At 67.3% G+C, this 25,021-nt stretch carries 25 protein-coding genes and 1 pseudogene; 20 read left to right on the forward strand and 6 right to left on the reverse strand.

Translation table 11 applies throughout. The features are described 5' to 3' along the window. Positions 1-59: 59 nt before the first annotated feature. Positions 60-1,016 (reverse strand): TIGR03557 family F420-dependent LLM class oxidoreductase, encoded by a 957-nt coding sequence (locus tag NDI89_RS05790; RefSeq protein ID WP_277520569.1) that lies wholly within the window; start codon positions 1,014-1,016, stop codon positions 60-62. A gap of 177 nt (positions 1,017-1,193) precedes the next feature. Between NDI89_RS05790 and NDI89_RS05795 the strand changes: the two genes are divergently transcribed. The 6 genes from NDI89_RS05795 (at position 1,194) to NDI89_RS05820 (ending at position 8,356) form a co-directional block, all read left to right on the forward strand. After that, positions 1,194-3,095, forward strand: coding sequence for a histidine kinase N-terminal 7TM domain-containing protein (locus NDI89_RS05795; protein ID WP_277520570.1), 1,902 nt, complete (start codon positions 1,194-1,196; stop codon positions 3,093-3,095). Positions 3,096-3,198: 103 nt separating this feature from the next. Further along, positions 3,199-4,569 carry a metallophosphoesterase gene (locus NDI89_RS05800; RefSeq protein ID WP_277520571.1) on the forward strand — a complete coding sequence of 457 codons (1,371 nt, stop codon included), beginning with the start codon at positions 3,199-3,201 and terminating at the stop codon, positions 4,567-4,569. Between the two features lie 160 nt (positions 4,570-4,729). Then, on the forward strand, positions 4,730-5,719 hold the full coding sequence (locus NDI89_RS05805) for an ABC transporter ATP-binding protein (protein ID WP_277520572.1): 990 nt from the start codon (positions 4,730-4,732) through the stop codon (positions 5,717-5,719). Next, on the forward strand, positions 5,716-6,489 hold the full coding sequence (locus NDI89_RS05810; RefSeq protein WP_277520573.1) for an ABC transporter permease: 774 nt from the start codon (positions 5,716-5,718) through the stop codon (positions 6,487-6,489). Before NDI89_RS05805 ends, NDI89_RS05810 begins: the two co-directional genes overlap by 4 nt. A 75-nt stretch (positions 6,490-6,564) precedes the next feature. Continuing rightward, the gene (gene truD, locus NDI89_RS05815) at positions 6,565-7,935 is read left to right on the forward strand and encodes a tRNA pseudouridine(13) synthase TruD (protein WP_277520574.1); all 1,371 of its coding nucleotides are present in this window, start codon (positions 6,565-6,567) and stop codon (positions 7,933-7,935) included. Between the two features lie 124 nt (positions 7,936-8,059). Then, complete coding sequence (locus tag NDI89_RS05820) at positions 8,060-8,356, forward strand: hypothetical protein (protein ID WP_277521300.1); 297 nt, start codon at positions 8,060-8,062, stop codon at positions 8,354-8,356. Between the two features lie 20 nt (positions 8,357-8,376). On the opposite strand, the gene NDI89_RS05825 is transcribed toward NDI89_RS05820, so the two are convergent. Beyond that, positions 8,377-8,901 carry a DUF8173 domain-containing protein gene (locus tag NDI89_RS05825; protein ID WP_277520575.1) on the reverse strand — a complete coding sequence of 175 codons (525 nt, stop codon included), beginning with the start codon at positions 8,899-8,901 and terminating at the stop codon, positions 8,377-8,379. Between the two features lie 94 nt (positions 8,902-8,995). Here NDI89_RS05825 and NDI89_RS05830 point away from each other — a divergent pair, with 94 nt between their 5' ends. The 13 genes and pseudogenes from NDI89_RS05830 (at position 8,996) to NDI89_RS05890 (ending at position 19,537) form a co-directional block, all read left to right on the forward strand. Beyond that, positions 8,996-9,445, forward strand: a complete 450-nt coding sequence (locus NDI89_RS05830; protein ID WP_277520576.1) for a zinc ribbon domain-containing protein — start codon at positions 8,996-8,998, stop codon at positions 9,443-9,445. A gap of 26 nt (positions 9,446-9,471) precedes the next feature. After that, a complete protein-coding gene (gene surE / locus NDI89_RS05835; RefSeq protein ID WP_277520577.1) occupies positions 9,472-10,311 on the forward strand; it encodes a 5'/3'-nucleotidase SurE in 840 nt (279 codons plus the stop codon). A 79-nt stretch (positions 10,312-10,390) separates the two neighbouring features. Further along, on the forward strand, positions 10,391-12,232 hold the full coding sequence (locus NDI89_RS05840; RefSeq protein ID WP_277520578.1) for a type II/IV secretion system ATPase subunit: 1,842 nt from the start codon (positions 10,391-10,393) through the stop codon (positions 12,230-12,232). Between the two features lie 3 nt (positions 12,233-12,235). Continuing rightward, entirely contained in the window at positions 12,236-14,518 is a 2,283-nt protein-coding gene (locus NDI89_RS05845; protein WP_277520579.1) for a type II secretion system F family protein, read from the forward strand. A gap of 2 nt (positions 14,519-14,520) precedes the next feature. Next, the gene (locus tag NDI89_RS05850; protein WP_277520581.1) at positions 14,521-16,140 is read left to right on the forward strand and encodes a hypothetical protein; all 1,620 of its coding nucleotides are present in this window, start codon (positions 14,521-14,523) and stop codon (positions 16,138-16,140) included. Between the two features lie 131 nt (positions 16,141-16,271). After that, positions 16,272-17,033, forward strand: coding sequence for a DUF2103 domain-containing protein (locus NDI89_RS05855; RefSeq protein ID WP_277520582.1), 762 nt, complete (start codon positions 16,272-16,274; stop codon positions 17,031-17,033). 160 nt (positions 17,034-17,193) lie between these two features. Continuing rightward, complete coding sequence (locus NDI89_RS05860; RefSeq protein ID WP_277520583.1) at positions 17,194-17,400, forward strand: hypothetical protein; 207 nt, start codon at positions 17,194-17,196, stop codon at positions 17,398-17,400. A gap of 87 nt (positions 17,401-17,487) precedes the next feature. Further along, a complete protein-coding gene (locus NDI89_RS05865) occupies positions 17,488-17,754 on the forward strand; it encodes an eL43 family ribosomal protein (RefSeq protein ID WP_226005897.1) in 267 nt (88 codons plus the stop codon). Between the two features lie 15 nt (positions 17,755-17,769). Further along, positions 17,770-17,904, forward strand: a complete 135-nt coding sequence (locus NDI89_RS05870) for a DNA-directed RNA polymerase subunit P (protein ID WP_006181151.1) — start codon at positions 17,770-17,772, stop codon at positions 17,902-17,904. Positions 17,905-17,909: 5 nt separating this feature from the next. Beyond that, positions 17,910-18,176, forward strand: coding sequence for a KEOPS complex subunit Pcc1 (locus NDI89_RS05875; protein WP_277520584.1), 267 nt, complete (start codon positions 17,910-17,912; stop codon positions 18,174-18,176). 75 nt (positions 18,177-18,251) lie between these two features. Then, a pseudogene (locus NDI89_RS05880) lies at positions 18,252-18,794 on the forward strand (DUF2243 domain-containing protein). An 89-nt stretch (positions 18,795-18,883) separates the two neighbouring features. Beyond that, the gene (locus tag NDI89_RS05885) at positions 18,884-19,282 is read left to right on the forward strand and encodes a prefoldin subunit beta (RefSeq protein ID WP_277520585.1); all 399 of its coding nucleotides are present in this window, start codon (positions 18,884-18,886) and stop codon (positions 19,280-19,282) included. Next, positions 19,283-19,537, forward strand: a complete 255-nt coding sequence (locus NDI89_RS05890) for a DUF3194 domain-containing protein (protein WP_277520586.1) — start codon at positions 19,283-19,285, stop codon at positions 19,535-19,537. It begins immediately after the preceding gene. 137 nt (positions 19,538-19,674) lie between these two features. On the opposite strand, the gene NDI89_RS05895 is transcribed toward NDI89_RS05890, so the two are convergent. The 4 genes from NDI89_RS05895 to NDI89_RS05910 form a co-directional block, all read right to left on the reverse strand. Next, entirely contained in the window at positions 19,675-20,112 is a 438-nt protein-coding gene (locus NDI89_RS05895; RefSeq protein ID WP_277520587.1) for a hypothetical protein, read from the reverse strand. A gap of 60 nt (positions 20,113-20,172) precedes the next feature. Beyond that, complete coding sequence (locus NDI89_RS05900) at positions 20,173-21,471, reverse strand: ArgE/DapE family deacylase (RefSeq protein WP_277520588.1); 1,299 nt, start codon at positions 21,469-21,471, stop codon at positions 20,173-20,175. Positions 21,472-21,582: 111 nt separating this feature from the next. After that, entirely contained in the window at positions 21,583-23,916 is a 2,334-nt protein-coding gene (locus NDI89_RS05905) for an LUD domain-containing protein (protein WP_277520589.1), read from the reverse strand. 1 nt (position 23,917) lies between these two features. After that, positions 23,918-24,424, reverse strand: coding sequence for an LUD domain-containing protein (locus tag NDI89_RS05910; protein ID WP_277520590.1), 507 nt, complete (start codon positions 24,422-24,424; stop codon positions 23,918-23,920). A 168-nt stretch (positions 24,425-24,592) separates the two neighbouring features. Here NDI89_RS05910 and NDI89_RS05915 point away from each other — a divergent pair, with 168 nt between their 5' ends. Then, complete coding sequence (locus NDI89_RS05915; RefSeq protein ID WP_277520591.1) at positions 24,593-25,021, forward strand: hypothetical protein; 429 nt, start codon at positions 24,593-24,595, stop codon at positions 25,019-25,021.

Consider the following 25,021-nt stretch of genomic DNA (forward strand, 5'->3'; position numbering starts at 1 on the left):
ATCGGTTGTCGCGTATTCGTGTTCGTATCTCCGTCGGATATGGTTTCGTTGACAAGAACTCACTCGAACGACGGCAGCACCTCTTGCTCGTAGAACTCGATCGCCTTCCGCTGTTCGTCCCCGATCTGGTGGAAATAGACGTGGTCGTAGCCGGCGTCGATCGCCTGTTCGATGCTGTCGATGTGGGCCTGCGGATCGGGTTCGGTAGTCGTACCTGCCTCGGCGATGTCCTCTTTCTCGACCATCGCCGCCGCCTGCTCGAAGTGGGCCGGCGTCGGGAGTTCCTGCCCGAGCTCGCCCGGAATCGAACCGTTGGGCCACTGTTCGTGCACGGTCTCGATCGCTTCGTCCTCGCTGTCGGCGTAGCAGCCGTGTAGCTGGGTGTATTTCGGGCCGTCACCGCCGGCGTCCTCGTAGGCCTCGACCGGTTCGGATTTGGGGCCCGAACACCACAGCCCGTCGGCCGCCTCCGCGACCCACTCTGCCGTCTGCGGGCCGAAGGCGCTCCCGATCGTCGTCGGCCGCTCGTCCGGCACGGTGTAGAGACGCGCGTTCTCCACCGTGTAGTACTCGCCGTGGTGACTCACCGTCTCGCCGGTCCAGAGGGAGCGCATGACGGCCATCGCCTCGTCGAGCATCTCGAGGCGGACGCCGTGCTCGGGCCAGTGCTCGCCGGTGACGTGTTCGTTCAGGTTCTCTCCCGTCCCGACGCCGAACGTGAACCGATCGCCGAGCATCTCGTCGACGGTGGCGACCGCGTGAGCGACGTTGACCGGGTGGATCCGGATCGTCGGACAGGTGACGCCGACGCCCACTTCGATGTCGTCGGTCACCGTCGCGATGCCGCCGAGCGTCGACCAGACGAACGGGGACTCTCCCTGTCGGGAGACCCACGGGTGAAAGTGATCCGAGATCGAGAGGAAGTCGAAGCCGGCGTCCTCGGCGCGGCGGGCGATATCGACGAGCTCGTTCGGGCCGTGTTCCTCGCTCGAGAGGGTGTATCCGAGCTGGGTCATTCCCGACTCCCTACCACGAATCGGGGGGTAACGGTTGAGCCTGCGAGGGCAGGATCCGATACCGGGCCGCCGGTCGCTGCGTCGCGAATACCGTGAGCGCGATCCGTCCCTCGGTGACGGCCGCCGTCTTTATGCCCGCTTGGGAGAGACGTAGGAAGAACGATCTCCGCGCACGCTATGACGTGGCAACTGACGCCGTACACCGTCCCGCTGGTACTCGCGACACTCCTCGGGATCGCCGGCGCGGTCGTCACGTGGCGACACCGATCGGGGCCGGTCGAAACCTGGGGAGCTATCGTTCAGGTCTCGGTCGGGCTGTGGGCGTTGCTGACGGTATGTACCGTCTCGAGCGTCCCGCTGGAGCTGAAGCTGTTCTGGTTTCGGTCCTTCCTGGTGGTGCCACCGTTGCTGACCGTTTCGACACTGTGCTTCGTCATTCACTTTACCGGTCGCGGTGACTGGCTCACCCGCCCTCGTCTCGTCGCTCTCTTCCTCTTTCCCGTCGCAACGCTGGTTCTCGTCGCGACGAACCACGTTCACGGGTACATGTTCGTCGATCCGCGGGTCGCGCACGGCTCGATCTCTCTCCTCGAGTACGATTTGCAGTGGGGGACGTACGCGGTCTTCGGACTGTCGTACGCGCTCGTGGTCGTCCATAGCACCATGCTCTCGCTGAAGATCTTGCGCTCGCGAAACGTCTATCGGCGGATCTCCTTCGTTATCATCGTGGCCACCGTCGGCTCCACGTCGATGACGCTCTTTTCGCTCGCAGAGGTGAGTCCGGCCCCGCCTCACTTCATGCTGTTGCCGCTCGCCTATCTCGCGTTCGGCACGCTGCTCATCGTCGGGACCTCGAGCATCACGGTCGCCAGGAAGGTCCCCGTCGATCGGGTGCTCGCAGTTCTGAGCCTGCAACGCGGAACCGTGGTGCCGCTGGCCAGGGACTTCGTGGTCGAAGCGGTCGACAACGGAATTATCGTTTTCGACCGGAACGATCGCGTCGTCGACGTCAACTCGACTGCAAAGCGGCTGGCCGGGGGCGGCCGGCCGGTCGGCAAACACGTGACGGCGCTCGTTCCGTCCGAGATCGTCCTCCGAGCCGGCGACCTCGAGGCCGTCCTCGACGGCACGGAGCCGGTCCGCGAACTCCGGGAGGAACTGTGGATCCGGCTCGACGACCGAGAGCGGTGTTACGACGTTCGGGTTTCGGCACTCGGCGACGACGACGACGACCCCGTCGGACACGTCGCCCTGATTCACGACATCACGGAACAGAAACGCCGCGAGGACCAACTCCGAGCGCGGGAACAGGAACTCGAACTCCAGACGGAGCAACTCGAGTATCAGAACGAACGGCTCGACCGGTTCGCGGGAATCGTCTCCCACGACCTCCGAAATCCGCTCAACGTCGCTCAGGGCTATCTCGAGACGATGGTCAGTGAGATCGAGGACACCGACGCTGACGACGGGCCGGCGGACGTGACGGTCAGCGTCGAGCACCTCGAGCAAATAGACCGCTCGCACGACCGGATGGGCGATATCATCGAGGACGCCCTCGCGCTCGCCCGGCAGGGCAAGGCGATCACGGAGACCGAAGCCGTCGATCTCTCGGCCGTCGCCGAGGACGCGTGGGCGAACGTCGAGACGCGGAACGCGACGCTGGAACTCGGCGACGACTGGTCGGTCGTGGCCGACCGGGACCGACTGCTGAACGTCTTCGAGAACCTGTTCCGGAACAGTCTGGAACACGGAACGCCCGGCGAGACGGAGGACGGCCGTGCGAGTCCGACCGTTCGCGTCGGTCGACTGGCCGACGGAACCGGGTTCTACGTCGAGGACGACGGCCCCGGGATTCCGGACGACCGGAAGGAGTCGGTGCTGGAAGAGGGATATACGACGGCTACCGACGGGACCGGGTTCGGTCTCGCGATCGTCCGGGACGTCACCAGGGCCCACGGCTGGTCGATCGCGGTGACCGACGCCGCCGACGGCGGTGCGCGATTCGAAATCTCGGGCGTCGATGGGTCCGACGTCGACGACCCCGCCCTGCCGCCGCTCGGCCGGCGGAGCGCCGAGTGAACCCGATCGGTTCGGGGCCGCGAGCCGGGGGCGACCTCGACCGCGGCACGCTGCGAGACGCGGACGGCAACAGCTTTCGCCGTGGAGCCACAGGCTGGGAACGATGGCCACCGAGACGGACGACGATGATCGTGTCTACTACGTGATCAGCGATCTCCACATCGGCGGCGACGAACAGCTCGAGGACGTCGAGTTCCTCGGCGAGTTGCGCGCCTTCCTCGAGCGACTGGCGCGGACCGACGAGAACGCGGAGTTGATAATCAACGGCGACGCGTTCGGGCTCTGGGAGTTCACGACGGTCGACGGGCTCGAGAAGTTCGAGGTCCTGGAAGAGACGTACCCGGAGCTGTTCGAGCAACTTCGAGCGACGGGGGAGAATATCCCCGTCACGCTGTTGCCGGGGAATCACGACCACGAGCTCGCGGCGTACGACGAGTACGTCGATCGGTTCGCGGCGTACAACGTGGACCTGGTCCAGGACCAGTCGATCGTTCGACCGGTCGGCGATCAGGCGATTCACTTCGAGCACGGCCACCAGCAGGACGCCAACAACCGGATCGAGGACTGGGGGAACCCCTACGCGACGCCGCTGGGCTACTACTACAACACGCTCGTGACGAGCCGGGCGGGTCAGCTCTCCGACCGCGGCCGGTACAACTGGCTGAAGGACGTGCAGGCGGTCACCCCGACCGAGCGGATGCCGATCTGGCTCCTCTCGAAGTACTTCTACCGGGAGATGAACCCGCTGATACGCTACTCGCTGGTGCCGTTCCTGTTGCTGTTCAATATCAGCGCCCTCCTCGCGGTGCTGGCGGGACTGCATCTGACGGGGATCTGGTCGCTCCCGGTCACCTGGACGGAGGCGTTCCTCGAGCAGTTCGGCAGGGCCGGCACCGCGGCCTGGTTCCTCCTCACGCTCAACGTCGCCGTTGCCGGGCTGCTCCTGCTCATCGGGATTCCGCTGTACTTCATCCGTCGAGACATCAGGAAGACGATCGATCGCTTCGGCGTGTTCGAGACGGAGCTCACCGTCGATCCGGTCGAATCGTACGAGGAGCGCGCTCGCGAGGTCTTCGCGGCGGAGCCGGAGACGACGATCTTCTGCTTCGGGCACACTCACCGCCCGATGCTGACGGAAGTCGACGGCGGCGTGCTGGTCAACACGGGCACGTGGCTCAAGCGCCTCCACCGTCGCGACGGGATCATCGGCGTCCTCCCGCCGGTGTTCTACCCGTCGTACCAGCTGGCCGCCGTTCGCATCGCGCCCGAGTCGGAGAGCGAGACCGCGTCCGATGCGACGGGCGTCGCCGTCGAGTTCGAACGGTTCACGAAACCGAGCCCCGCGACGGAGGAACTGACGCGCACCGAGCGGTTCTTCACGGTCGGCCGCGAGCCCGTCCCCGACCTGCCGGATCGCCACGTCGTCGAGAATCCGGATCCGGAGACGGTCGACGCGCCGGAAGCGACCGACTGATCGGCTCGAGTCCGCCACCGAGATCTTGCGCTCGTGGAGTCGTGGGCGATGCTCGGTACTCGGGCGCTCGCGCTGTGACTGAATAACCGCCGCGCAAGCGACCCGGATCGGTATCGGCGGAATCGAACCGCTTACCCGCCGCCCGCAGCTACCGACCCGTATGACAGCCGTAGTCGATGCGACGGACCTCGAGAAGCGCTACGGCGAGACGGTGGCGCTGTCGGGGGCGTCGCTGTCCGTCGAGAGCGGCGAGGTGTTCGGACTGATCGGGCCGAACGGGGCCGGCAAGACGACGCTCGTTCGCGCACTGACGGGGACGACCGAGCCCGACACGGGAACGGCGCGGATCCTCGGCGAGTCGCCGGCGGCCGTCGATCGCGACCGGCTGGGCGTCCTGCCACAGGAGTTCTCGCCGCCGGCCCGCCTCAGCGCCCGCGAACTCCTGTCTTACTACGCGGGACTCTACGACGACCCGCGCGATCCCGACGACGTCCTCGCCGACGTCGGTCTCGTCGACGCCGGCGAGACCTGGTACGAGGATCTCTCAGGGGGACAGCAACGGCGGGTCTGCGTCGGCTCCGCGCTGGTCAACGATCCCGACCTCCTCTTTCTCGACGAGCCGACGACCGGCATCGACCCCGCCGGTCGTCGCACCGTCTGGGGACTGATCGAGGACCTCGCCGCCGATGGGACCACTGTCGTCCTCACGACGCACGACATGGCCGAAGCCGAACGCCTCGCCGACCGCGTCGGCCTGCTCGCCGACGGGAGCCTCGTCGCGCAGGGCACGCCCGAAGCCCTCGTCCGCGACCACGGCGGCTCGAGCCGGCTCACGATCGAGACGGCGGCCGATCCGGCCGCCTTCGCCGACCTCGAGTACCCGGTCGAACGCCCGAATCAGGGACGGGGCCGGAGCCCCGACAGCGCGGTCGTCGTTCGGGACGTCGATCCCGCCGCGATCGGAACGGTGGTCGACTACCTCGAGGCGCGCGATATCGAGTACACCGAGCTCTCGTGGGCCGAACCGGACCTCGAGGACGTCTATCTCGAGCTGGCCGACACGACCGAGCGGGAGCGAACGGATCGACTGGGCGGCGGGGACGGCGGAACCGGCGAATCGGATCTCGCACAGGCGGGTGAGACGGCGTGAGTCGGATGGGGCGCGTTCGCGCCGAGACCAGCGCCGGCTGGCGGTCGTTCGTCCGCCGCCGGACGGCGGTCTTCTTCACCTTCTTCTTCCCGGTGATCCTGATCGTCATCTTCGGCGCGCTGATCCGCACCGATCCCGCGGGCGGCGGCCTGTTCACCGAGCCCGCGGCGTTCTACGTGCCGGGCTACCTCGCCGTCGTCGTCCTCTTCACGCCGCTGTCGCGGATGGGCAGCGAGGTCGCGCGCCACCGCGAGGGGAGCCGCTTCGAGAAGCTCGCGACGACGCCGCTGACCCGCGGCGAGTGGTTGCTCGCCCAGACGGTCGTCAACGCGGCGATCATCGGGCTCGCCAGCCTGCTCATCCTCGGACTCGTCATACTGCTGACCGGCGCCGAGATCGTCTTCTCGCCGCTGCTCGTGCCGTACGTCCTCGTCGGCGTCGTCTGCTTTTGCGGCGTCGGCGCGATGCTCGGCAGCTACACCGACTCGCAGGACGGCGCGGTCGCCGCCAGCAACGGGATCGGGCTCCCCTTGCTCTTCCTCTCGGAGACCTTCGTCTCCCTCGAGCAGCTTCCCGGCTGGTTCGAGCCGCTCGTGAACCTCTCGCCGCTGACGTACTTCGCGCGCGGCGTGCGGGCCGCGACCTACTCGGGGTCGGAGACGCCTGCGGTGGCCGGCGTCGACCCCGCGCTCGCGAACCTCGCGATTCTCGCCGTCCTCGCGGTCGTCGCGTTCGCGCTGGGCGCGCGGTCGATCCCGCAGACGGACTGACGGGATCGATCGGAGAGCGCTCGCCCGCGAGAACGAACCGATTTACGCCCGGCACTCGAATCGTCGCCAATCAGTATGCGCTCGGGCCACCCCACGGAGCAGGCTGTCGGTATGGAGTACTACGTCAGCGACGCCGACGGCGTCGGCGGCCGCCTTCGCGAGGACGACGCGGACTTTCGGGTGCGCGAACTCGAGCGCTTCGACACCGAGCCGGTCGACGCGCCGACGGACGCCTACCCGCACCTCGTCTTCCGAGCCACGCTGCAGGGGTGGGACACCAACGACTTCGCCTCGCGGCTGTCGGACGCGCTCGGGACCTCCCGCGAGCAGGTCAACTGGGCGGGGACGAAGGACAAGTACGCGATAACGACGCAGCTGTTCTCGGTCTACGGGGCCGATCCCGTGGATCTCCCCGAGATCGACGGGGTCGAGATCGAGGTCCTGGGGCGAGCCGGCCGAAACCTCGAGTTCGGCGATCTCGCGGGCAACGAGTTCGAACTCGTGGTCACCGATCCCGAGCGCCCGGACAACGCCGCTGCGATCACCGAGGAGTTGAGCGAGTTCGGCGGCCTCGAGGCCGACGACGGCGACGTCGATTCGGACGCCGAAACCGACGCGTCGATCGGCGTCCCCAACTTCTTCGGCCAGCAGCGCTTCGGGAGCCGCCGGCCGGTTACCCACAAAGTGGGCCTCGCGATCGCTCGCGACGACTGGGAGGGGGCAGTGATGGCCTATCTCGGCAACCCGACCGAGGCCGAACCGGAGGGGACGCAGGAAGCCAGAGCGTTCGTCGAAGAGAGTCGCAACTGGCAGGAGGCGCTCGAGCGGGTGCCACACCGCCTCCGCTACGAGCGCTCGATGATCCACGCGCTGGCCGAGTACGACGGCGAGCCCGGTCCCGAACAGTTCCGGGAGGCCCTCGAGCGGGTCCCCTCGAACCTCCAGCGGCTGTTCGTCCACGCGGCACAGTCATACGCGTTCAACCTGATGCTGAGCGAGCGCCTCGAGCGCGGTCTGCCCTTCGATCGCCCGGTCGCGGGCGACGTCGTCTGCTTCGCCGATACCGACGCACCGGACGGACTCGAACTCCCCGACACGGACCGGCTCCAGCGCGTCGACGAGCGCCGCGTCGACTCGGTGACCCGCCACTGCGAGCGCGGCCGGGCGTTCGTCACCGCGCCGCTGGTCGGCACCGAGACGGAACTGGCCGACGGCGAGCAGGGCGAGATCGAACGCGCCGTGCTCGACGAACTGGGCCTCGAGCCGGCGGATTTCGACTTGCCCGGGGAGTTCGACTCGAGCGGAACGCGCCGCGCGATGCTCCTCCGGACGGACCTGCGCCTCGAGACCGAGCCGCTGACCCTCGAGTTCGCGCTCCCGAAGGGATCGTACGCGACGGTCGTCTCGCGGGAGTACCTGAAGGTCGATCCGGTCGATCTCGGGTGACGGGTTCGGCTCGGTACCGTCGCTCCCGACGCGACAGCCGGCGGGTTTTAGGGAGGTATAGCGAGTACCCAACGAGCGTGATTGTCACCGCGACTCAGTGTCCGACGACGAGGGTCGCTCGAGCATGATCGGGACGAGCGAGACCCGCGAAATCGTCGACTGGCGGAAGACGACCGAGGACGGGGAGACGGTGTACGAAATCGAGTACAGCGAACCCGTACCGGAACCGACGGGCAGATCGAAGACGCTGTTCGGCGCGAGCAGCGGCGGGACGGTTCCGGCCGGCGAGCAGTACTTCGAGCTGCCGGACGGCGAGCGGATCCCCGCGTCGGAAGCGGTGTTCGACGCCGAGGGAACGACGCTGCGAGTGCGCCGCCGGTCGTCGCTGGCGGCTCGGCTCCGGCGATACCTGCCGTGGTGACGTGGCTACTGTTCACCCACTCACTCGAGAACGTCCCGGAGAACTGCGCCGAAGCCAGCCGCGCCGATACAGATCGCGAGGATGCCGCCGACGCCGGTCAGTGCGAGCGCGCCGCTCAAGGCGGCGGCGACCAGCAGACGTTTGAACCACTCGTCGTCGTTGCGCCCGACGAGTCGGTCGGCGATCGCGAGGTACGCGATCGCAGCACCGACCGCCCAGATCAGATACGCGGCCAGGGCGAGCGGAATTGCGACGATGGCCCCGATGATGGTGACGAACAGGAGCACGGTCACCAGCACGATCGCTATCAGCGAGACGATCCCGTAGGCGAAGGTCCCCACGGGATCCTCGAGCACGTTCCCCATCATCCGGTCGGTGTACTCGGGACGGATCGCGATCAGGATCGCGCCGACGACCAGCGTGGTCAGAAAAGCACTGATCGCGCCGCCGAGGAGCCCGCCGGTCGCTCCGATATCGACCTCGACGCCGGGATCCGCCTGAGCGATTACCGCGACTGCGAGACTCGCGTCCGTGAACCCGATCATATTCCCTGTATTTCAGTCGCAGATATAAACTGCAGTGGTGGCGATTCCCCGCCTTCGCTGGTAGCCTTTTGTCGGCTCGAGCCCTACCATCCCCATGCGCAGCAAACGCGTACAGCGGGAGGTGGACGAACTCGTCGCGCAGGGGTGGACGATCGAGGAGGAGACGCCGGATCGGGTCGTGATGGTCGATCGGGAGTTCGGCTCGATCCTCTCTCACGTCCTGGTCGCGCTCCTCACGTTCTGGTTCACGATGGGAGTCGGGAACCTCGTCTGGGGCGCGTACAATTACGTCAGCAAGTCCCGACGCCGGGTTCTCTGGGACGACGGTACCAGCTGTCCGTCCTGTGGTGTGGACGTTCCGCCCTCGGCAGACTACTGCCCGGCCTGCGGCGACGACCTCGAGTCGGTCACCGACCCGAACGGCGGGATCGCCTGTCCGGAGTGTGACGCGGTCGCCGCCGAGGGATCGCGGTTCTGCCCGGCCTGCGGGACGAAACTCGCCGCCACGTTCGGTGGATCCGCCGGGAACCGAACTGATACGTAGCTCGCTCGCTACGCAACGACCAGGCAATGGTACTGGACTCGGACCCCCACATTCTGCTGACGAACGACGACGGGATCGACGCGCCCGGCATCCGCGGACTGTACGACGCGCTGTCGACGGTCGGCACGGTCACCGTCGTCGCGCCCGACCGAAATCGGAGCGCGGTCGGCCGATCGCTCTCCTACGGGCGGACGAAATCCTCGGACGACGACGACCTCTCCGTGGATCTGGCCGACAGCGCCTTCACCGTCCCGGTCCCCCACACCGACCACGAACTTGGCTACGCCGTCGACGGCACCCCCTGCGACTGCGCCATCGTCGGCACGAAGGGCCTCGAGCCGTCGCCCGACATCGTGGTCTCGGGCTGTAACTCCGGGGCGAACCTCGGCGCGTACGTCTTCTCCCGGTCCGGGACCGTCAGCGCCGCGATGGAGGCGGCGTTCCTCGGGACGCCGTCGATCGCCGTCTCGCTGGACACGCTGGGCTACGACGAGGAGCTCGAGCCGGCGGACTTCGAGCGAGCGGGCGAGATCACGGCAGCCCTCGTCGACGGGGTCCCCGGAACCGGGCTGTTCGATCGCGTCGATTATCTGAACGTCAACGTCCCCCGTCCCGATCGCGAACCCAACGGCGTCGCACTGACGCGACCGACCGAAATCTACGAGATGGACGCGACGTTCGAGGACGGCGCGTTTCAGCTGACCAACCGACTCTGGCAGCAGATGGCCAACCGAGACATTCCCGACGGGGAGGACACCGACCGTCACGCCGTCCTCGAGGAAGAAGTGTCGATCTCTCCGCTCCGGGTGCCCTACGAGATCGTCGACACGGAACCGGTTCGGCACATCCTCGACGATATCGTGTAACACAACCTATTAATTTCCCGTCACCTCAGAAGCCAGTAACATTTAGACGGTCGGCTCACAACGAGTATCCGACCTATCGATGTCGGACGGCAACCTTCCGGGCGAGAACGACGACAATCGGGGCGAAGTTCCCTCGAGTCCACCGAACGGAGTCGGTCCGGGGGTGGACTCCGAGGGCGACGCCGATCAGGTCGTCGCTCGGACTGCCGACGGGACGACGGAGCCAACCGATACCGAACCGGAGCCGACGTCGGCCATCGCTCCGTCGGACTCGCAATCGACGGACGCGATCAGAAACGCCGTCCTCGCGGACGTGAAGGCCTCCTTCGACGACCAGTCGGACGACGCGTTTCCCGGGCGTCCGTCCGACGCGTTCATCGAGGAGGAGTTCTTCGATTTCGGCTATCTCGACGAGTACGAGGAGGTCGAGCGGTACTGGGTGAATCGGCCGTACGCGTACGTGACGGTGCTGTACGACGAGGCGACCAACACCAACCGGTATCACGTCGTCGAGCCCGACCTCGACGAGTTCGAGGAGTACGTCCGCGAGGACCTGATCCGGTCGCTCCGGAGCGATCTGATGTACAAGGAGTTCGACGGCGAGATCGACAGGGGGGCCGCCTTCGACGAGGAAGTCCCGCGCGTCATGCGCGAGCACGCCGCGACCGTCGGTGACGGCTCCCTGCAGCAGCTCCTCTACTATCTCCGGCGGGACTTCGTGAGCTACGGGAAGATCGACCCCATCATGCGCGACCGCGCCGTCGAGGACATCTCGTGCGACGGCGCCGCCAGACCCGTCTTCGTCTACCACCACGGCTACCGCGACCTCCGGACGAACCTCTCCTTCAGCGACGAGCGACTGAGCGCGTACGTCGTCCGACTCGCCCAGCGAGCCGGCAAACACCTCTCCGTCGCCGATCCGCTGGTGGACGCCTCGTTGCCCGACGGCTCCCGGGTCCAGCTCACTCTCGGCGGCGAGGTGACGACCGGCGGCGCGAACTTCACCGTCCGGAAGTTCGCCGAGGTGCCGTTCACCCCGGTCGACCTCATCAACTGGGGCACGTTCTCGCTCGAGCAGATGGCCTATCTCTGGCTGGCCGTCGAGAACAACGCCTCGCTCATGTTCGCCGGCGGCACCGGCTCGGGGAAGACGACCAGTCTCAACGCGGTATCGATGTTCGTCCCGCCGGAGAGCAAGGTGGTGTCGATCGAGGACACGCCCGAGCTCACGCTCCCCCACGACAACTGGATCCAGAGCGTCACTCGGCGGGGCGTCACCGCCGGCGGGCGCGGCTCGGTCGGGATGTTCGATCTGCTCCAGGCCGCCCTTCGCCAGCGCCCGGAGTACCTCGTCATCGGGGAGATCCGCACCGAAAGCGACGTCGCGCTCACGTTCTTCCAGTCGATCGCGACCGGCCATACGGCGTACACGACGTTCCACGCCGACTCCGTTCGCGGGCTGTTGAGCCGGCTGCAAAACGAGCCGCTGAACGTTCCGGCGGGAATGATCGGCAACCTCGACATCGTCTCGATCCAGCAACAGACCACCCAGAACGGCAAGCGCGTCCGGCGGAACAAACGGCTGGTGGAGTTCGGTCACGACGACGGCAACGGCGACGAGATCGACCCCCACGAGGTGTTCCGGTACGAACCCACCGCCGATCGGTTCGAACAGACGACGGGGTCGCGAGTCCTCGGGAACATCGCCGACGAACGGGGCTGGACGCCCGGCCGCATCGAGCGCGAACTCGAGGACCGCGAAGCCGTCCTCGAGTACCTGCTCGAGGAGGGAATCACCGAATACGAGCGGGTCGCACGCGTCGTCCAGGGGTTCATCCGCGATCCGGACTACGTCCTCGAGGAGGTCCGCGCGGGGGAACTCGATCCCGATCAGATCGCAGTGACGGAGGCTGACGACTGAGCCGTGCCCGACCGCGACCAGTCCAGTACCGACGGTGAATCCGATTCTGTCAGCGGCGATGTCGACCGTCGCCCCCGCGCTGACGCCGATTCGTCGCCGCCCGACGATGCCACACAGCGGTCGGGGGGGATCCCCAACTCTCGAACGACCTCACTCGACGCGGAGACCGCCGCGGCCGTCCTCGAGGACGCGTTCGAGAGCGATCCGGCGGACTCGCTCGAGCGGTCCGACGCGCCGGTCGACGGGAAACGGACTGAGCGACGAGACGTCGACCCGGAGCCGGAGCCCGAGGAGGCGTTGAGCCAGCCGCTCGTCGACGAACGGGAGCTCGACGCGGCGGAACAACGCGAGCTGCGCGAGGCGTACGGTCGGACGCGCACGTTCTTCAAGAGCCGCCCCGAGCGGTACCGCGGGCTCCAGCGGCGGCTCAAGCAGGCGCGGATCCGAGACACGTACGACACCTACCTGACGGACAGCGCCAAAATCGCCGGGGTCGCTGCCGTCGTCGCGGGGATCGTCGGCAACCTCGTCCTCCTCGCGCTGGCGCTCACCGGGACCGTCGGAGCGCTGGAACCGATGTTCGGCCTCTCCGGGCGAGTGCGGGAGGCGTTTCTGACGAGTCCCGTCGTCGTGGCAGCGCTGCTGGTTCCACTGGGGTGTTCGCTCGCCGCGGGCGGCGGCGTCTGGATCGGGCGGAACTACTACTATCCCCGGAGTCTCGTGGCGGCCCGGCGGCGGAGCATCGCGCTCAACTTGCCGTACGCGATCACGTTCATGTACGCGCTGTCGAGCGGCGGGATGAACTTCGTGGAGGTGTGTCGCCGCCTCGGGGACAGCGAGGACGTCTACGGCGAGGTCGCGAACGAGTTCGATCTCATCGTCCGCGAGATCGACCTGTTCGGAAACGACCTGCTGCAGGCGATCGACAACGTCCGACTTCTCACCCCGAGCGACGATCTCCGGCGATTCCTCGACGACCTGCTCGGCGTCCTCGACTCCGGCGGCGACCTCGAGACGTTCTTCGAGGAGGAGTCCGAGGAGGCCCTCGACGACGCGCTCGAGGAGCAGTCGTCGTTCCTCGAGACGCTCGGGATCCTCAGTGAGGTATTCGTCGTCGCGTTCGTCGCGGCACCGCTCTTTCTGATCGTCGTGTTGATGGTGGTGAGTTTCCTCGGGTCGGAGACGGTCGGGCTGATCGCCGTCCTCGTTTACGTCGTGTTTCCCCTGTCGATGGTCGGATTCTTGCTCGCCATCGATCTGCTCTCCCGGCCGTTCGAGGAACCGACGGCCAGCCTCGCCGTCGAAGACGGACGCGAGATCGAGACCGAACGGGTCGCCGACGACCCGCGGTTTCCGGCATATCAGCAATCCAGACGCGAGACCGGCCTCGCGGCGTTTCTCTCCGATCCGTTTCGTGCGATCCGACGCCGCCCCGTCCTCTCGCTGGGAGTGACGGTGCCGGCCGGTATCGTCGTCGTCGGCGTCGGAATCTGGAGCGGAGTCGTCGAGCCGTCCGTTTCGGCGTTTCTCGCGACCCCGCTCCGGACGACCGTCGGGCTCGTCGTCGCCCCGCTCGTGACGGCGAGCGCGCCGCTGATGGTCCTCCACGAGCGCGAACGTCGCCGGACGCAACTCATCACCGAGCGGTTCCCGGACGTGTTGAGCATCCTCGCCAGCGCGAACCAGATGGGCGTCGACATCGTGGACGCCTTCGATCTGGTCACCCGATGGGCGAGCGGAACGCTCGCTGAGGAGCTCTCCCGCGTCCGAAACGACGTCGCCTGGAACCACGACCTGACCGGCGCACTGCTCGGCTTCGCCGATCGGCTGAACGTCCCCCAGTTGACCCGGACGATGACGCTGGTCGCGGAGGGCAGTCGCTCGAGCGGCGATCTCCACGGCCTGCTCGAGATCGCGGCGCAGAACACGCGCGCACAGGCGAAACTCGCCCGTCAGCGCCGACGCGAAATCGGCTCCTACGTCGCCATCGTCGTCGTCGGCTTCCTCGTCTATCTGCTGGTCATCGTCATGGTCAGCGCGAGCTACCTCGCGCCGATCGCCGACCTGGCGGCCGAAACCGAGGCCACGGCGGTCGACGGGCCGGTCTCGCTGGGGTCGATCCCCGTCGAGACCTACGAGCTCCTCTTCCTCCACTCGGCGCTCGTCCAGGGGTTCGGTAGCGGACTGATCGCCGGCAAACTCGCCGAGAACGACGCCCTCAGCGGTCTCAAATACGGACTGGGGCTCGTCGTCCTCACCGTCGTCGCGTTCTACTTCCTGGTGTAATCATGTCCGGACAGACACCCGACGATCCGCGCGAGACCGACGCACGATCGACGACCCGCTCCGACGGCGACGCGACACACTCCGACCGTTTCGGACGGCTCGCGGCGCTCGAGGACAGCGACCGAGCCGTGTCACCGGTCATCGGCGCGATCCTCATGTTCGCGCTGGCGCTCGCACTCCTCGCGATCCTCCAGACGGCGGCGATTCCGGCGCTGAACGAGGGACTCGAGTTCCAGCACAGCGAGCGGGTGCAGACGGACGTGCGCGACGTCGGCGGGGCCGTCGACCGGGTCGCGACGACCGGAGCGACGGAGTCGGTCTCGATCGAAGGCGGACTACGCTACCCGCCCCGGATGTTCTTCATCAATCCGCCACCGGTCGCCGGGACGGTTCGGACGACGGATCCCGCGACGGTCGAAATCGGCAACGCGACCGCGACCGGCGAGACCGGCGACTACTGGACCGGTGGGCCGCGGACCTTCGAGACGCGCTCGCTCGAGTACGTCCCGAGGTACAACGAGTACGGGGGCGCGCCGGTGACGGTGGCCGAGCCGTGGGTCGTCTACGACCGCTTCGACGAGACGGACGTGACGAGGTCCGACCAGGACCTCGTCGACGATCGCCGGATCGACCTGATCGCGCTCGAGGGCGACCGATCGGTCTCACGGGCCGGGGACGTGACGATCGGCGTCGAACCGACCAGCGCGCCGGCCCGGACGGTAACGGTCCGGGACGACGGCGAGCCGGTCACGCTGACGATCCCGACGCGACTCTCCGAGGACACCTGGCGGGAGCTCCTCGCGGACGAACTCGACCCGACGGGCGATACGGAGGACGACCGGTACGTGCAGGAAATCGACTGTGAGGGGGCGCCCCCCGACCCCTGCGGGCAGCTAACGCTGACGCTCGAGCAGGGGGCCACCTACGAACTGCGACTCGGTGCCGTCGGTCTCGGCAGCGGGGTCGAGGAGGAGAACGCGACGTACCTCACCGATATCGAGGGCGACGCGACGGCGATCCCCGAGAGCGGCCGGCAGCGACTCGTGGTCGAGGCTCGCGACCGGTTCGACAACCCCGTCAGCGGCGTTTCCGTGACCGGGATCGTCACCGGCGACGGTACCGTTCGGGCCGTCGATCCCGTCACCGACGCCGAGGGCCGGGCGACGTTCGTCTACGACGCCCCCGACGACGTCGACGGGACGCGAGACGTCGCGGTGACGCTGCGCTTCGGCGAGACGCCGGCCGAACAGGCCACGTTCGATATCCGCGTGATGGACCGCGACGGCGGGGGCTCGAGTCCGACCTCGGAAACCGATCCGAGCGCGACGATCACCGGCGTTGACGCCAACACCGCCGGCAGCCAGGATCGCTACGACGTGACCCTCGAGGCGACCGACCCCGACGGGAACCTCGACCGGGCGGAGTTCGAACTCCGAAACCCCGAGACGGGCGCCGTGATCGACACGGCGACGGCGACCCTGACCGGTGGCAGCGACACCGCGACCGGAAACCTGCGTGCGCAAAGCGGTGACCGGCTCGCGGAGTATCGGATCGTCGCCACCGCTATCGACGCCGACGGAAACGCCGGGAGCGACGAGACGATCGCGAGCGGCGGTGCCTGATTCCGACTGCCGCCGATGCCGCCGTCCGGGGAACGGGCGCGTCTCGAAACGGTCGAGCCTCGAGCCACCGCCGAACGACCGAATCGGGGCGAAAACAGGCCTGTTTTACATCCGCCTCCCCATCCACCGATATGGAGTGTCGTCACTGTGCATCGCCGCTCGAGAAACCCGGCGACTTCTGTCTGGTCTGTCGGGAGGAAAACACCGAGGCGATCGTTCTCGAGGCGGCGCGCGACAGGGCGACCATCACGATGCTGGCCGGCGAGCCGGACGAGTCGGACGCTCGAGGCAGCCATACCGATCCCGAGGAGCAGATACTCGGCGAGACGACGATCACGACGACGCCGGAGGACGGCGAGAACGAGCCCATCGAACTCCGGAACTTCGCGGGACTGATCGGCGACGAGATCCGCCGGAAGCGTCCCGAAGAGGTCTACGCCGGCGGCGCGCGAACGGTGATCCGCGCCGTTCGCGAGGACGTTCACCACCCCTTCTACCGCGTCGACGACGACGATCCCGTCGTTTCGGTGCTCGAGCGACGCGGAAACCGCGCGCTCGACGTGGTCGAGACCCCGCCGTCCGAGAAGATCGGCGGCAGCCACTCGACGCTCATCGGGGGTCGAACCGGGATGCAGGCCATCCAGGCCGTCGCGGGCCATCCCCACGTCAAGAAGGTGATTCCGGGGCCCATCGACGCCGGCGGGAAGGGGTCACAGTCCGGCATGCGCGCGAAAGTGACCCGGGCCGACGACGGCGGCAACGTTCGCATGCTCCTCCGGAACGGCTCGAGCGTGCAGGAAAACCGCGTCGTGACGACCGCCCGCGACCGGGAGATGGGCGAGCGGATCCGCGAGGACCTCAACGACGTGCTCACGGACGCGGAATTCCAGTAGCCGACTCCACACTGGTCGCCTCCACGGACTGCCAGCCGTTGATGTCGGTTTCGGCGGCGAGAGCGTCTCGCGGCAATTATTGTGTCGGCCCGATGGAAGTGTCAGTTCCTGCTGGTTGTCCGACGCTTAATCCGCGGGCTGTAATTAGATATAATTAGCCATGCTCGAGCGACCGGACGCCGTCCTCACCCTGATCCCGCTGTTGGCCGTCAGCGGCCTCCTGATCCGTACGGTGATCGCGACGACGGGTGTCGGGACCGGGTTACTCGCCGCACCGCTCGCGGTAGTCGGATACCTCGCAGCGCTCGCAGTCGTCGTCCTGGAACTGCTCGCGTGGCCGGTCGCCGAGCGGATCGGTGGCCGGTGAACGGGGTCGTCCCGCGGAACGCCGTCTCCGCAGAACCCGTCCGGACTCAACAGGTTTAAGAATCCGCTGGCGATAGAGATGACCACTATGGCCAAGAAAGGACAGGTCGGTAGCGCTGGCCGCTTCGGTGCCCGCTACGGCCGCGTCGCACGACGTCGCGTCAGCGAGATCGAAGACGACATGGAAAACGCCGAAGTCGACGGCGACGACGTCACTCGCGTCGGCACCGGCATCTGGAAGAACGAGGAGACCGGCGAGGTCTTCACCGGCGGCGCGTACCGCCCGGAGACCCCCGCCGGCCGCACCGTCACGCGCTCCATCCGCGCGGCTCTCGCGGAAGACGACGACGAATAACGCTCTCTACCCAGTATGAGTTACAAATGCTCCCGCTGTAAACGCGACGTCCAGCTCGACGAGTACGGCGGCGTCCGCTGTCCCTACTGCGGCCACCGCGTGCTCCTGAAGGAACGCAGCCGCGACGTCAAGGAAGTCGACGTCCAGTAACCGCCGTGTCTTCTCACGACGCGACTCTCGAGTTCGACTACGAGACGCGCTCGCGTGCCGAACTCGTCGCCGAAGCCGTCGCTCGCGAAATCGGCGAGATCGACGACGAACGCTCGCGCACGACTATCGAACGAGAGGAATCGCGTGTGCTCATCGAGATCGACGCCGACGACGTCGTCGCCCTGCGAGCGGCGCTGAACACCTGGTTCTCCCTGATCGACGTCGCGGAGCGAACCGCCGACATCGGTGTCGACGTTCTCGAAGCCCGATAGAGCGCGGGCCACATAGCTAAGCGGCCCTGTACCGGCAGGTACCGCTAACTTCGTCGTCCTCGAGCAATTCCGTCAATGGCCGATCGGACCGAAACGTGGCTCGGACTGCGACGGGACGCGAAGCCGCTGGTGATCGCCGGCCTCGGGCTCGGGCTGGGCGGCTTCTTCGACGGCATCGTCTTCCATCAGACCCGCCAGATTCACCACATGCTGTCGTCCTATCCGGACTCGAGTATCGCCACCCATCTCGAGCTCAACGTGATGGTCGACGGTATCTTTCACCTCGCGACGTACGTGTTCACCATCATCGGCGTCGTGGTTGCTCTCGCGCGCGTGGCGATTCCACTCGGTCCCCGACTCCGGACGGACGCTGCTGGGGGCGGTGATCATGGACTGGGGCGCGTTCAACCTCGTCGGGGGACTCGTCGATCACCGGCTGCTCGGGATTCACCACGTCTGGCCCGCCGGGCCTGATCCGCTCCTCCTCTGGGACGCGCTCATCCCGCTCTGGGGGCGCTCTTCCTCGGTGGGGGTTACCTCGTGATTCGGACCGACAGCGCCGCGACGCCGGAAACCAGCGACGACACGGTCGCGGCGGACGGACGCGGCCGGGACTGAGCCCGGCGGTCGATTCGCCGTCTCCGCTCGAGCGCCCGGCGTGGAAGACAAAGCTGGTCTTTATCAGTGCGGAGGGCGACGGTCGAGACATGCAAGGAAACCTGCCGCCCGAGGCACAGGAGAAAATCGAGCAGCTACAGGACCTTCAGGAGACGGCACAGGAAGTCGCCGTCCAGAAGCAGGAAGCCGAATCGAGCCTCACCGAGGCCCAGAACGCCCTCGAGGAACTCGACAACATCGACGAGGGAACGACGATGTACCGGAACGTCGGCGAACTCCTCGTCGAGACCGACTACGACCAGGCCGAGGAGGACCTCGAGGACAAAGTCGACTCGCTCGAGATCCGCCTCGAGACCCTCGAGAAGCAGGAAGAGCGCGTTCAGGACCAGTTCGAGAGCCTTCAGGAGGAGCTCGAGGACATGCTCGGCGGTGGCGGCATGGGCGGCGGCCCGGCCGGCCCCGGCGGCCCGGGCGCTGGCGGCGCGTAAATGCCGACTGAGGAACCGTCGGACGAGACCGTCGTCCAGACGGCTTCCGACGCCGCGGAAGGCGTCATCTTCTCACACTACAAACAGTCCGACGTGCGCGATTACGACGTGACCGCGATCTTCGAGGACGGCGTCCTCGAGGTCGACGTCTACCTCAACGCGCCGGAAGACGAGGACGAGGCCGACCCCGAACGGGTCGCCGACGACGCCGCGCTCGCCGCGCGACAGGCCGTCGACGAACTGTTCGGCGAATAGCGGACTGAGTGCGTCTCGACCCCTTGTTCCGCTTTCGACACCGAACCGGTCAGCCGCCGGCTCGGGTCCCGACCGCCGTCGCTGGTCGAGAGCGACGCGGCCGTAACGAACTCGCACGTCACCGAACGGAGACTCTCTCACAGGCGACCGCTCCCGACGAGCGCGAGTCCGACACCTCCGGTGACGAGCGACAGGGTCAGCGCGACCTCCGGAAGCGGGACGACGCCCTCGCCGGCGAACCCGATTAGGAGGAGCGCTCCCGCGACAGCAGCCGGGAGCGGCCGTGCGGCCAGTTGCTGTCCGAAGGCTCTGAGCTGCCAGTATAGCATCTCGAGGCTCGCGGTCAGCGTCGCCCCGAGCGGCCGGTTCCCGTCGGGGTTTTCCGCTGGTTCAAAGGCCTCGAATTCTCGGTCGCGGACCGTGACGATCTCGCCGGTGTTGACTCGCCGGCCGTCGGCGTCGCCGACCCGAAGCAGGGTCACGGTGTCGTCGCCCGTGCCGACGACGCGGTAGATTCCGTCGGGATAGTCGCCGGCGATCGGTCGGCAGTGGTCGCGCATGGCGAGCGAATCCATGTGCCGATGTGGAGTCACCGGTCCGACATAAGCGTAGAGGCTCGCGGTCGTCGATCGGTGCTACTTCGCGGTTCCGCACCAGTCGACCGCCGTCAGCGCGAGCGTCTGTGCCGTCTCGACCAGCGACGCCATCTCCACGTACTCGTCGGCACCGTGGATGTTGTCGCCGCGCGGGCCGACCGACGGACAGGGGATGTCGTAGTAGCGGTTGTAAAACCGCTCGTCGTTGCCGGCGCTTCCCCCGCCGAAGGTCGTTTCCCTCCCGGTGACCGTCTCCGCGTTCTCCCGCGCGAGCTGGACGATTTCCGCGTCGGTGTCGAGTTCGTGCGGCGCGGCGTTCCAGCCGAACCACTCGACCTCGGGCGCGTGTTCGGACAGCCACTCGTCGTCCTCGGCGACGTCCCGCACGGCGGCTTCGACCTCGGAACGGACCTCCTCGCGCGTCTCGCCGGGGGGCCAGCCGATCCGCCCCTCCAGTACCGCCGCTGACGGCACCGTCGAGGGCCAGTCGCCGCCGTCGATCGTGCCCACGTTCAGATTGGTCTCGTGCCCGTCGAGTTTCGGGTTCTGCCGAACGGCCGGTTCGTAGGAGATGCGCGCCTTCCGTTCCCGGTCCAGTTCGTCGAGCGCCCGATAAAGTTTCGTCGCCTTTCCGATGGCGTTCACGCCGGCGTAGCCCTGTGCGGCGTGCGCCGACTTCCCCGGCACGCGAACGCGGAAGTACATCACCCCGGCGCTCGCCATCCCGATGTTCGGCAGGCCGGAGGGTTCGGTGATGATCGCCGCGTCCGGCCGATAGCCGCGCTCGAGCGCCGAGAGAACGCCGCCGGGACCGCCGTCTTCCTCTTCGATGGTCGTCTGCAGCGTGAGGTCGCCGGCCAGTTCGACGCCGAGGTCGTCGAGCGCCTCGACCGCGACGAGCATGGACGCGACGCCGCCGAGCATGTCGTTGCTGCCGCGTCCGTAGAGGCGGCCGTCGTCGATAGTGGCGTCCCAGGGATCGTACCGCCACTCGCCTTCGTCGACCGGAACGACGTCGACGTGCCCGCTCAGGGTCAGCGACCGCCCGTCGCCGTCGCCGGTCCGCGTCGCTGCGACGTTCGGGCGGTCCTCGTATCCGTGTGCCGCGTAGGACGACGTCTCGAAGAACCCGGGGTGGTCCCGCAGTTCGTCGGCGTCGGGCTCCCACGAGTCGACCTCGAGCCCGCGGGATTCCAATCGCGACGCGACGACCTCCTGTGCGGGTTTCTCGTTGCCGGTCACGGACTGCTGGGCGATGAGTTCCGCGAGGAGATCGACGATGTCCTCGCGCCGGTCCTCGATCCGGTCACGGAGAGCGGCTCTGTCTATGGAAGCCATGGCTATGGCATGCCACGGCATGACATATACGTTCTCCGGCCGGTCGCCGCTCGCGGCTACCGACGATCGCTGGGACCGGAGCCGCGGCCGGTCATCGGGCCCGAGCGACCGCTACGTTCGATACCCACCGGGTGCGAGCAGCTCGATCGGGTGGGGAACGTCCCGCTCGAGCAGCGTCTCGAGCTGATCGCCACAGGAGGTCCCGGAGGCGACGACGGTCTCCGCGTCCTCGACCTGTCCGGCCAGCCGCTCGCCGACGTCGATACTGAGTTCGTAGTACTCCTGCTTGTAGCCGAACGAGCCCGCCATGCCACAACACTCCGCGTTCGAGGTCTCGGGCGCGTAGCCACAGGACTCGAGGACGGCCACGGTCGGCGCTTCGAGATCGAGCGTCCGCTGCTGACAGTGAGAGTGGTAGGCGACCGGTTGACTCCCGTCACCGGTCGACAGGGCGTCGGGGTCGGCTCCGTTCTCGAGGAGCCCGTAGACGTACTCGCAGATCTCGTAGCTGCCGTCCCGGAGCCGCTCGTAGGACCCCTCGGGCAGCAGGCGCTCGTACTCGCGGTGCATGGCCGCCAGATCGGAGGGTTCGATGACGACCACGTCCCGGCCGGCGTCGAGGTCCTCGGCCAGCGCGGCGTAGAGTCGGCTCGCCTGTCGGTCCGCCGTGGCGATCATTCCCTGGGAGAGCGCCGCGCGCCCGCTCTCGGGCAGGTCGGGGACTCGCACCGGAACGCCGAGCGCCTCGAGCGTGCGGACGGCGGCCTTCCCGCGGTCGACGTCGACGTAGTTCGTGTAGACGTCGGGGTAGAGGACGGCCTCGCGGTCGACGTCGGCCCCGTCATCTCGGGCATCGGCTTGCGCTGCCCGCTCGCTCGAGGCCGCCGCTCGCTTTCTCGAGGCGGCTTCGCCGCCTCGCGTCTCGAACCAGTCGACCAGCGATTCCCGCTGGAACGACGGCAGATCGCGCCGCCGATCGATCCCGAGGGTTCGCTCGAGGACCGCGCGGACGGGGCCGGCGTCGGCCAGCCAGTTCGAAACGGGGGCGGTCGCGCTGGCGGCCTGCGCAACGGTTCCGATGTTGCCGAAGAAGCGCTTTCCGAGGTCCATACCGCCCTCCTCGACGTCCGGGGTCAGCCCGTCGACGAGGAAGTCGTGGGGTTCGGACTCGGCGCTGCGGTTCACTCGATCCCTGACGACGGTGTTGATCCACGGGATGTCGATCTTCACCGGACAGGCGTCGACGCAGTTCGTACAGCCGGTACAGAGGTCGTTGAACTCGGCCGCGGACTCCTGGCCGTGGACGCCGGCCTCCCAGCCGGTGGCGATACCTCCCGAATAGGTCTCGCCGCCGAAGCCGTGGCCGCCGACCGACTGGAAGTTCGCACAGGAGTTCGAACACGCGCCACAGCGGATGCAGTACAGGGTCTCCCGGAGCTGGTCGTCCTCGCGCATGTCCGTTCGGCCGTTGTCCAGCAGGACGAGGTGGAAGTCGCGATCCGGGTCCCCGGTTCCGCTGGCTCCCGTCTCGTCGGCCGCCCCTCCCTCGCCGGCCGTGATCGGCTCGTCCGGCGCGTCGAAGTCCAGCGTCGGCGAGTCGGTCGGCGGGGACAGCATCGTCACGTACTGAGAGATCGGCTGGCCCGTCGCGCTCTTGGCGATGATATCGACGAACGGCTCGAGGTCCGACAGCGTCGGGATCAGCTTCTCTATGCCCGCGACCGCGACGTGGGTATCGGGCGTGACCGCGCACTTGCGGGCGTTGCCCTCGTTCGTGACGAGCGCGATCGTCCCGCTGTCTGCGACGACGAAGTTCGCTCCGGTGATCCCGACGTCGGCACCCGTGATGATTTCGCCGAGGTGATCCCGGGCGAACCGCGTTAGTTCCTCCGCCGTTTCGAAGCGATCGTCGGGATCGAACCGCTCGTTGAACAGGTCGGCGATCTCCGGGCGGGAGATGTGCATCGCCGGCCCGACGATGTGCGAGGGCGTGTCATCTGCAACTTGCAGGACCCACTCGCCGAGATCGGTTTCGGTGACGTCGATTCCCTCGCCCTCGAGCGCGTCGTTCAGATCGATCTCCTCGGTCGTCATCGACTTGGATTTGACGACCGAGGGCTCGGCCGTCTCGTCCGCCGGCCCGTTTTGCTCGACCACGTCGGCCACGTACGCGTTCGCGTCCGCGGCGTCGTCGGCGACGTAGACGGTGCCGCCGTTGGCTTCGACTGCCTCGCGGACCGTCTCGATCAGCTCGGGGAGCCGATCGATGGCGTCCTCCTTGATCGCTCGCGCGTCGGTCCGGAGAGACTCGAGGTCGTCGGTCCCGCCGTAGGTCTCCTTTCGACGGGCGTTCGAGGCGCTCGCGTGGGCATGGATCGCCGGTCCTTCGGTCTCGAGCAAGTGTCGAATTCGGTCGGCCTGCTCGGATCGGGTGCGTTGAGCCATTCTACCTGTCCTCCAGAACGATCACGTCGACGTCGCCGGGGCCGTGCACGCCGTGGACGAGGTCGCCCATGTCCGCCGTCGCGCTCCGGCCCGTTGCGAAGACGACGCTGTCTCGGCCCGCGTCGAAGCCCTCGGCGAGACGGGTGAATCCGGCACTGAGGTCCGGAACGACGTCGCTCTCGGCGACGACCGCGACGTGTCGGTCCGGGTAGAGGCTGATCGGTTCCGCGCCGTCGGCGGTCGACTCGACGGCGACCGTTCCGTACTCCGCGATCGCGAAGGACACCGGCGTGACGCCCGTCCGAGCCGCCTCGAGCTCGGCCGTCGTCGGCTCGGTCGTCACGTCGTCGGGAAGCGACACTCCCTCGAAGGGAAGCGACGCGCCGACGGTTGGTTCCTCGACGATCGTTTCGATCCGCTCGCTCGCCTCGGCGGCCGCGACGCGCTCGAACCCCACCTCGAGTCCCTCGAGCGCGCGTTCGAACCGGCAGAGAGTGTCGACTGTCATCGTTTCTCACATCCGGGCGGACGGTCAAGACACTGATGGTCGGTTCGGTGTCACTTCGAGCGATTAAATCGACCCGGCGGATCGCCGTCGTTGTATTCGACCCGAAGCTATCGGATTCCATTGTGTGAGCTACTTCCAGTCGTTCGGAAAACGTGCGGTGTGGTTTCAATGCCCGAAACAGAACTCGGCACCCACGAGTGGTGGGAGTCGTACAAAGAAACGGTAAACGATGATCCGGAAATGGACGTCAGAGGTCACGACGAGTTCTCCGAGAACTTCTACGTCGAGATCGGAGACGAGCGCGTCCTCCTCGAGATGGACGGCGGCGAGATCGAGGCCCTCGTCCCGAACCCGACGATGAACCACCAGTGGTCGTTCGGCGTGGAGGGCGACCGCGAGACCTGGGAGGAGTTCGTTCGGGAGACGCCGCCCGCGTTCAACCACGAGATCATCGCGTCACATTATCGGAGCGCGGTCCGCAACGAGGACGGCCACCTGCAGTTGACCGGCGACAACAAGCGGATCTTCCAGCACCTGCGCGCGTTCCAGCGAACGCTCGATCTGATGCGGGTCGCCCACAACGACGGAGGGAGCTGA

The sequence above is a fragment of the Natrinema salsiterrestre genome, assembly GCF_029502005.1.
Lineage (GTDB): Archaea > Halobacteriota > Halobacteria > Halobacteriales > Natrialbaceae > Natrinema > Natrinema salsiterrestre.

Excerpts from the sequence above, each read along its gene's own strand:
- NDI89_RS05790 (WP_277520569.1), bottom strand. The coding sequence starts at position 1,016 with ATGACCCAGCTCGGATACACCCTCTCGAGCGAGGAACACGGCCCGAAC.
- NDI89_RS05795 (WP_277520570.1), top strand. The coding sequence starts at position 1,194 with ATGACGTGGCAACTGACGCCGTACACCGTCCCGCTGGTACTCGCGACA.
- NDI89_RS05800 (WP_277520571.1), top strand. The coding sequence starts at position 3,199 with ATGGCCACCGAGACGGACGACGATGATCGTGTCTACTACGTGATCAGC.
- NDI89_RS05805 (WP_277520572.1), top strand. The coding sequence starts at position 4,730 with ATGACAGCCGTAGTCGATGCGACGGACCTCGAGAAGCGCTACGGCGAG.
- truD (WP_277520574.1), top strand. The coding sequence starts at position 6,565 with ATGCGCTCGGGCCACCCCACGGAGCAGGCTGTCGGTATGGAGTACTAC.
- NDI89_RS05820 (WP_277521300.1), top strand. The coding sequence starts at position 8,060 with ATGATCGGGACGAGCGAGACCCGCGAAATCGTCGACTGGCGGAAGACG.
- NDI89_RS05825 (WP_277520575.1), bottom strand. The coding sequence starts at position 8,901 with ATGATCGGGTTCACGGACGCGAGTCTCGCAGTCGCGGTAATCGCTCAG.
- NDI89_RS05830 (WP_277520576.1), top strand. The coding sequence starts at position 8,996 with ATGCGCAGCAAACGCGTACAGCGGGAGGTGGACGAACTCGTCGCGCAG.
- surE (WP_277520577.1), top strand. The coding sequence starts at position 9,472 with ATGGTACTGGACTCGGACCCCCACATTCTGCTGACGAACGACGACGGG.
- NDI89_RS05840 (WP_277520578.1), top strand. The coding sequence starts at position 10,391 with ATGTCGGACGGCAACCTTCCGGGCGAGAACGACGACAATCGGGGCGAA.
- NDI89_RS05850 (WP_277520581.1), top strand. The coding sequence starts at position 14,521 with ATGTCCGGACAGACACCCGACGATCCGCGCGAGACCGACGCACGATCG.
- NDI89_RS05855 (WP_277520582.1), top strand. The coding sequence starts at position 16,272 with ATGGAGTGTCGTCACTGTGCATCGCCGCTCGAGAAACCCGGCGACTTC.
- NDI89_RS05860 (WP_277520583.1), top strand. The coding sequence starts at position 17,194 with ATGCTCGAGCGACCGGACGCCGTCCTCACCCTGATCCCGCTGTTGGCC.
- NDI89_RS05865 (WP_226005897.1), top strand. The coding sequence starts at position 17,488 with ATGGCCAAGAAAGGACAGGTCGGTAGCGCTGGCCGCTTCGGTGCCCGC.
- NDI89_RS05870 (WP_006181151.1), top strand. The coding sequence starts at position 17,770 with ATGAGTTACAAATGCTCCCGCTGTAAACGCGACGTCCAGCTCGACGAG.
- NDI89_RS05885 (WP_277520585.1), top strand. The coding sequence starts at position 18,884 with ATGCAAGGAAACCTGCCGCCCGAGGCACAGGAGAAAATCGAGCAGCTA.
- NDI89_RS05890 (WP_277520586.1), top strand. The coding sequence starts at position 19,283 with ATGCCGACTGAGGAACCGTCGGACGAGACCGTCGTCCAGACGGCTTCC.
- NDI89_RS05895 (WP_277520587.1), bottom strand. The coding sequence starts at position 20,112 with ATGGATTCGCTCGCCATGCGCGACCACTGCCGACCGATCGCCGGCGAC.
- NDI89_RS05900 (WP_277520588.1), bottom strand. The coding sequence starts at position 21,471 with ATGGCTTCCATAGACAGAGCCGCTCTCCGTGACCGGATCGAGGACCGG.
- NDI89_RS05905 (WP_277520589.1), bottom strand. The coding sequence starts at position 23,916 with ATGGCTCAACGCACCCGATCCGAGCAGGCCGACCGAATTCGACACTTG.
- NDI89_RS05910 (WP_277520590.1), bottom strand. The coding sequence starts at position 24,424 with ATGACAGTCGACACTCTCTGCCGGTTCGAACGCGCGCTCGAGGGACTC.
- NDI89_RS05915 (WP_277520591.1), top strand. The coding sequence starts at position 24,593 with ATGCCCGAAACAGAACTCGGCACCCACGAGTGGTGGGAGTCGTACAAA.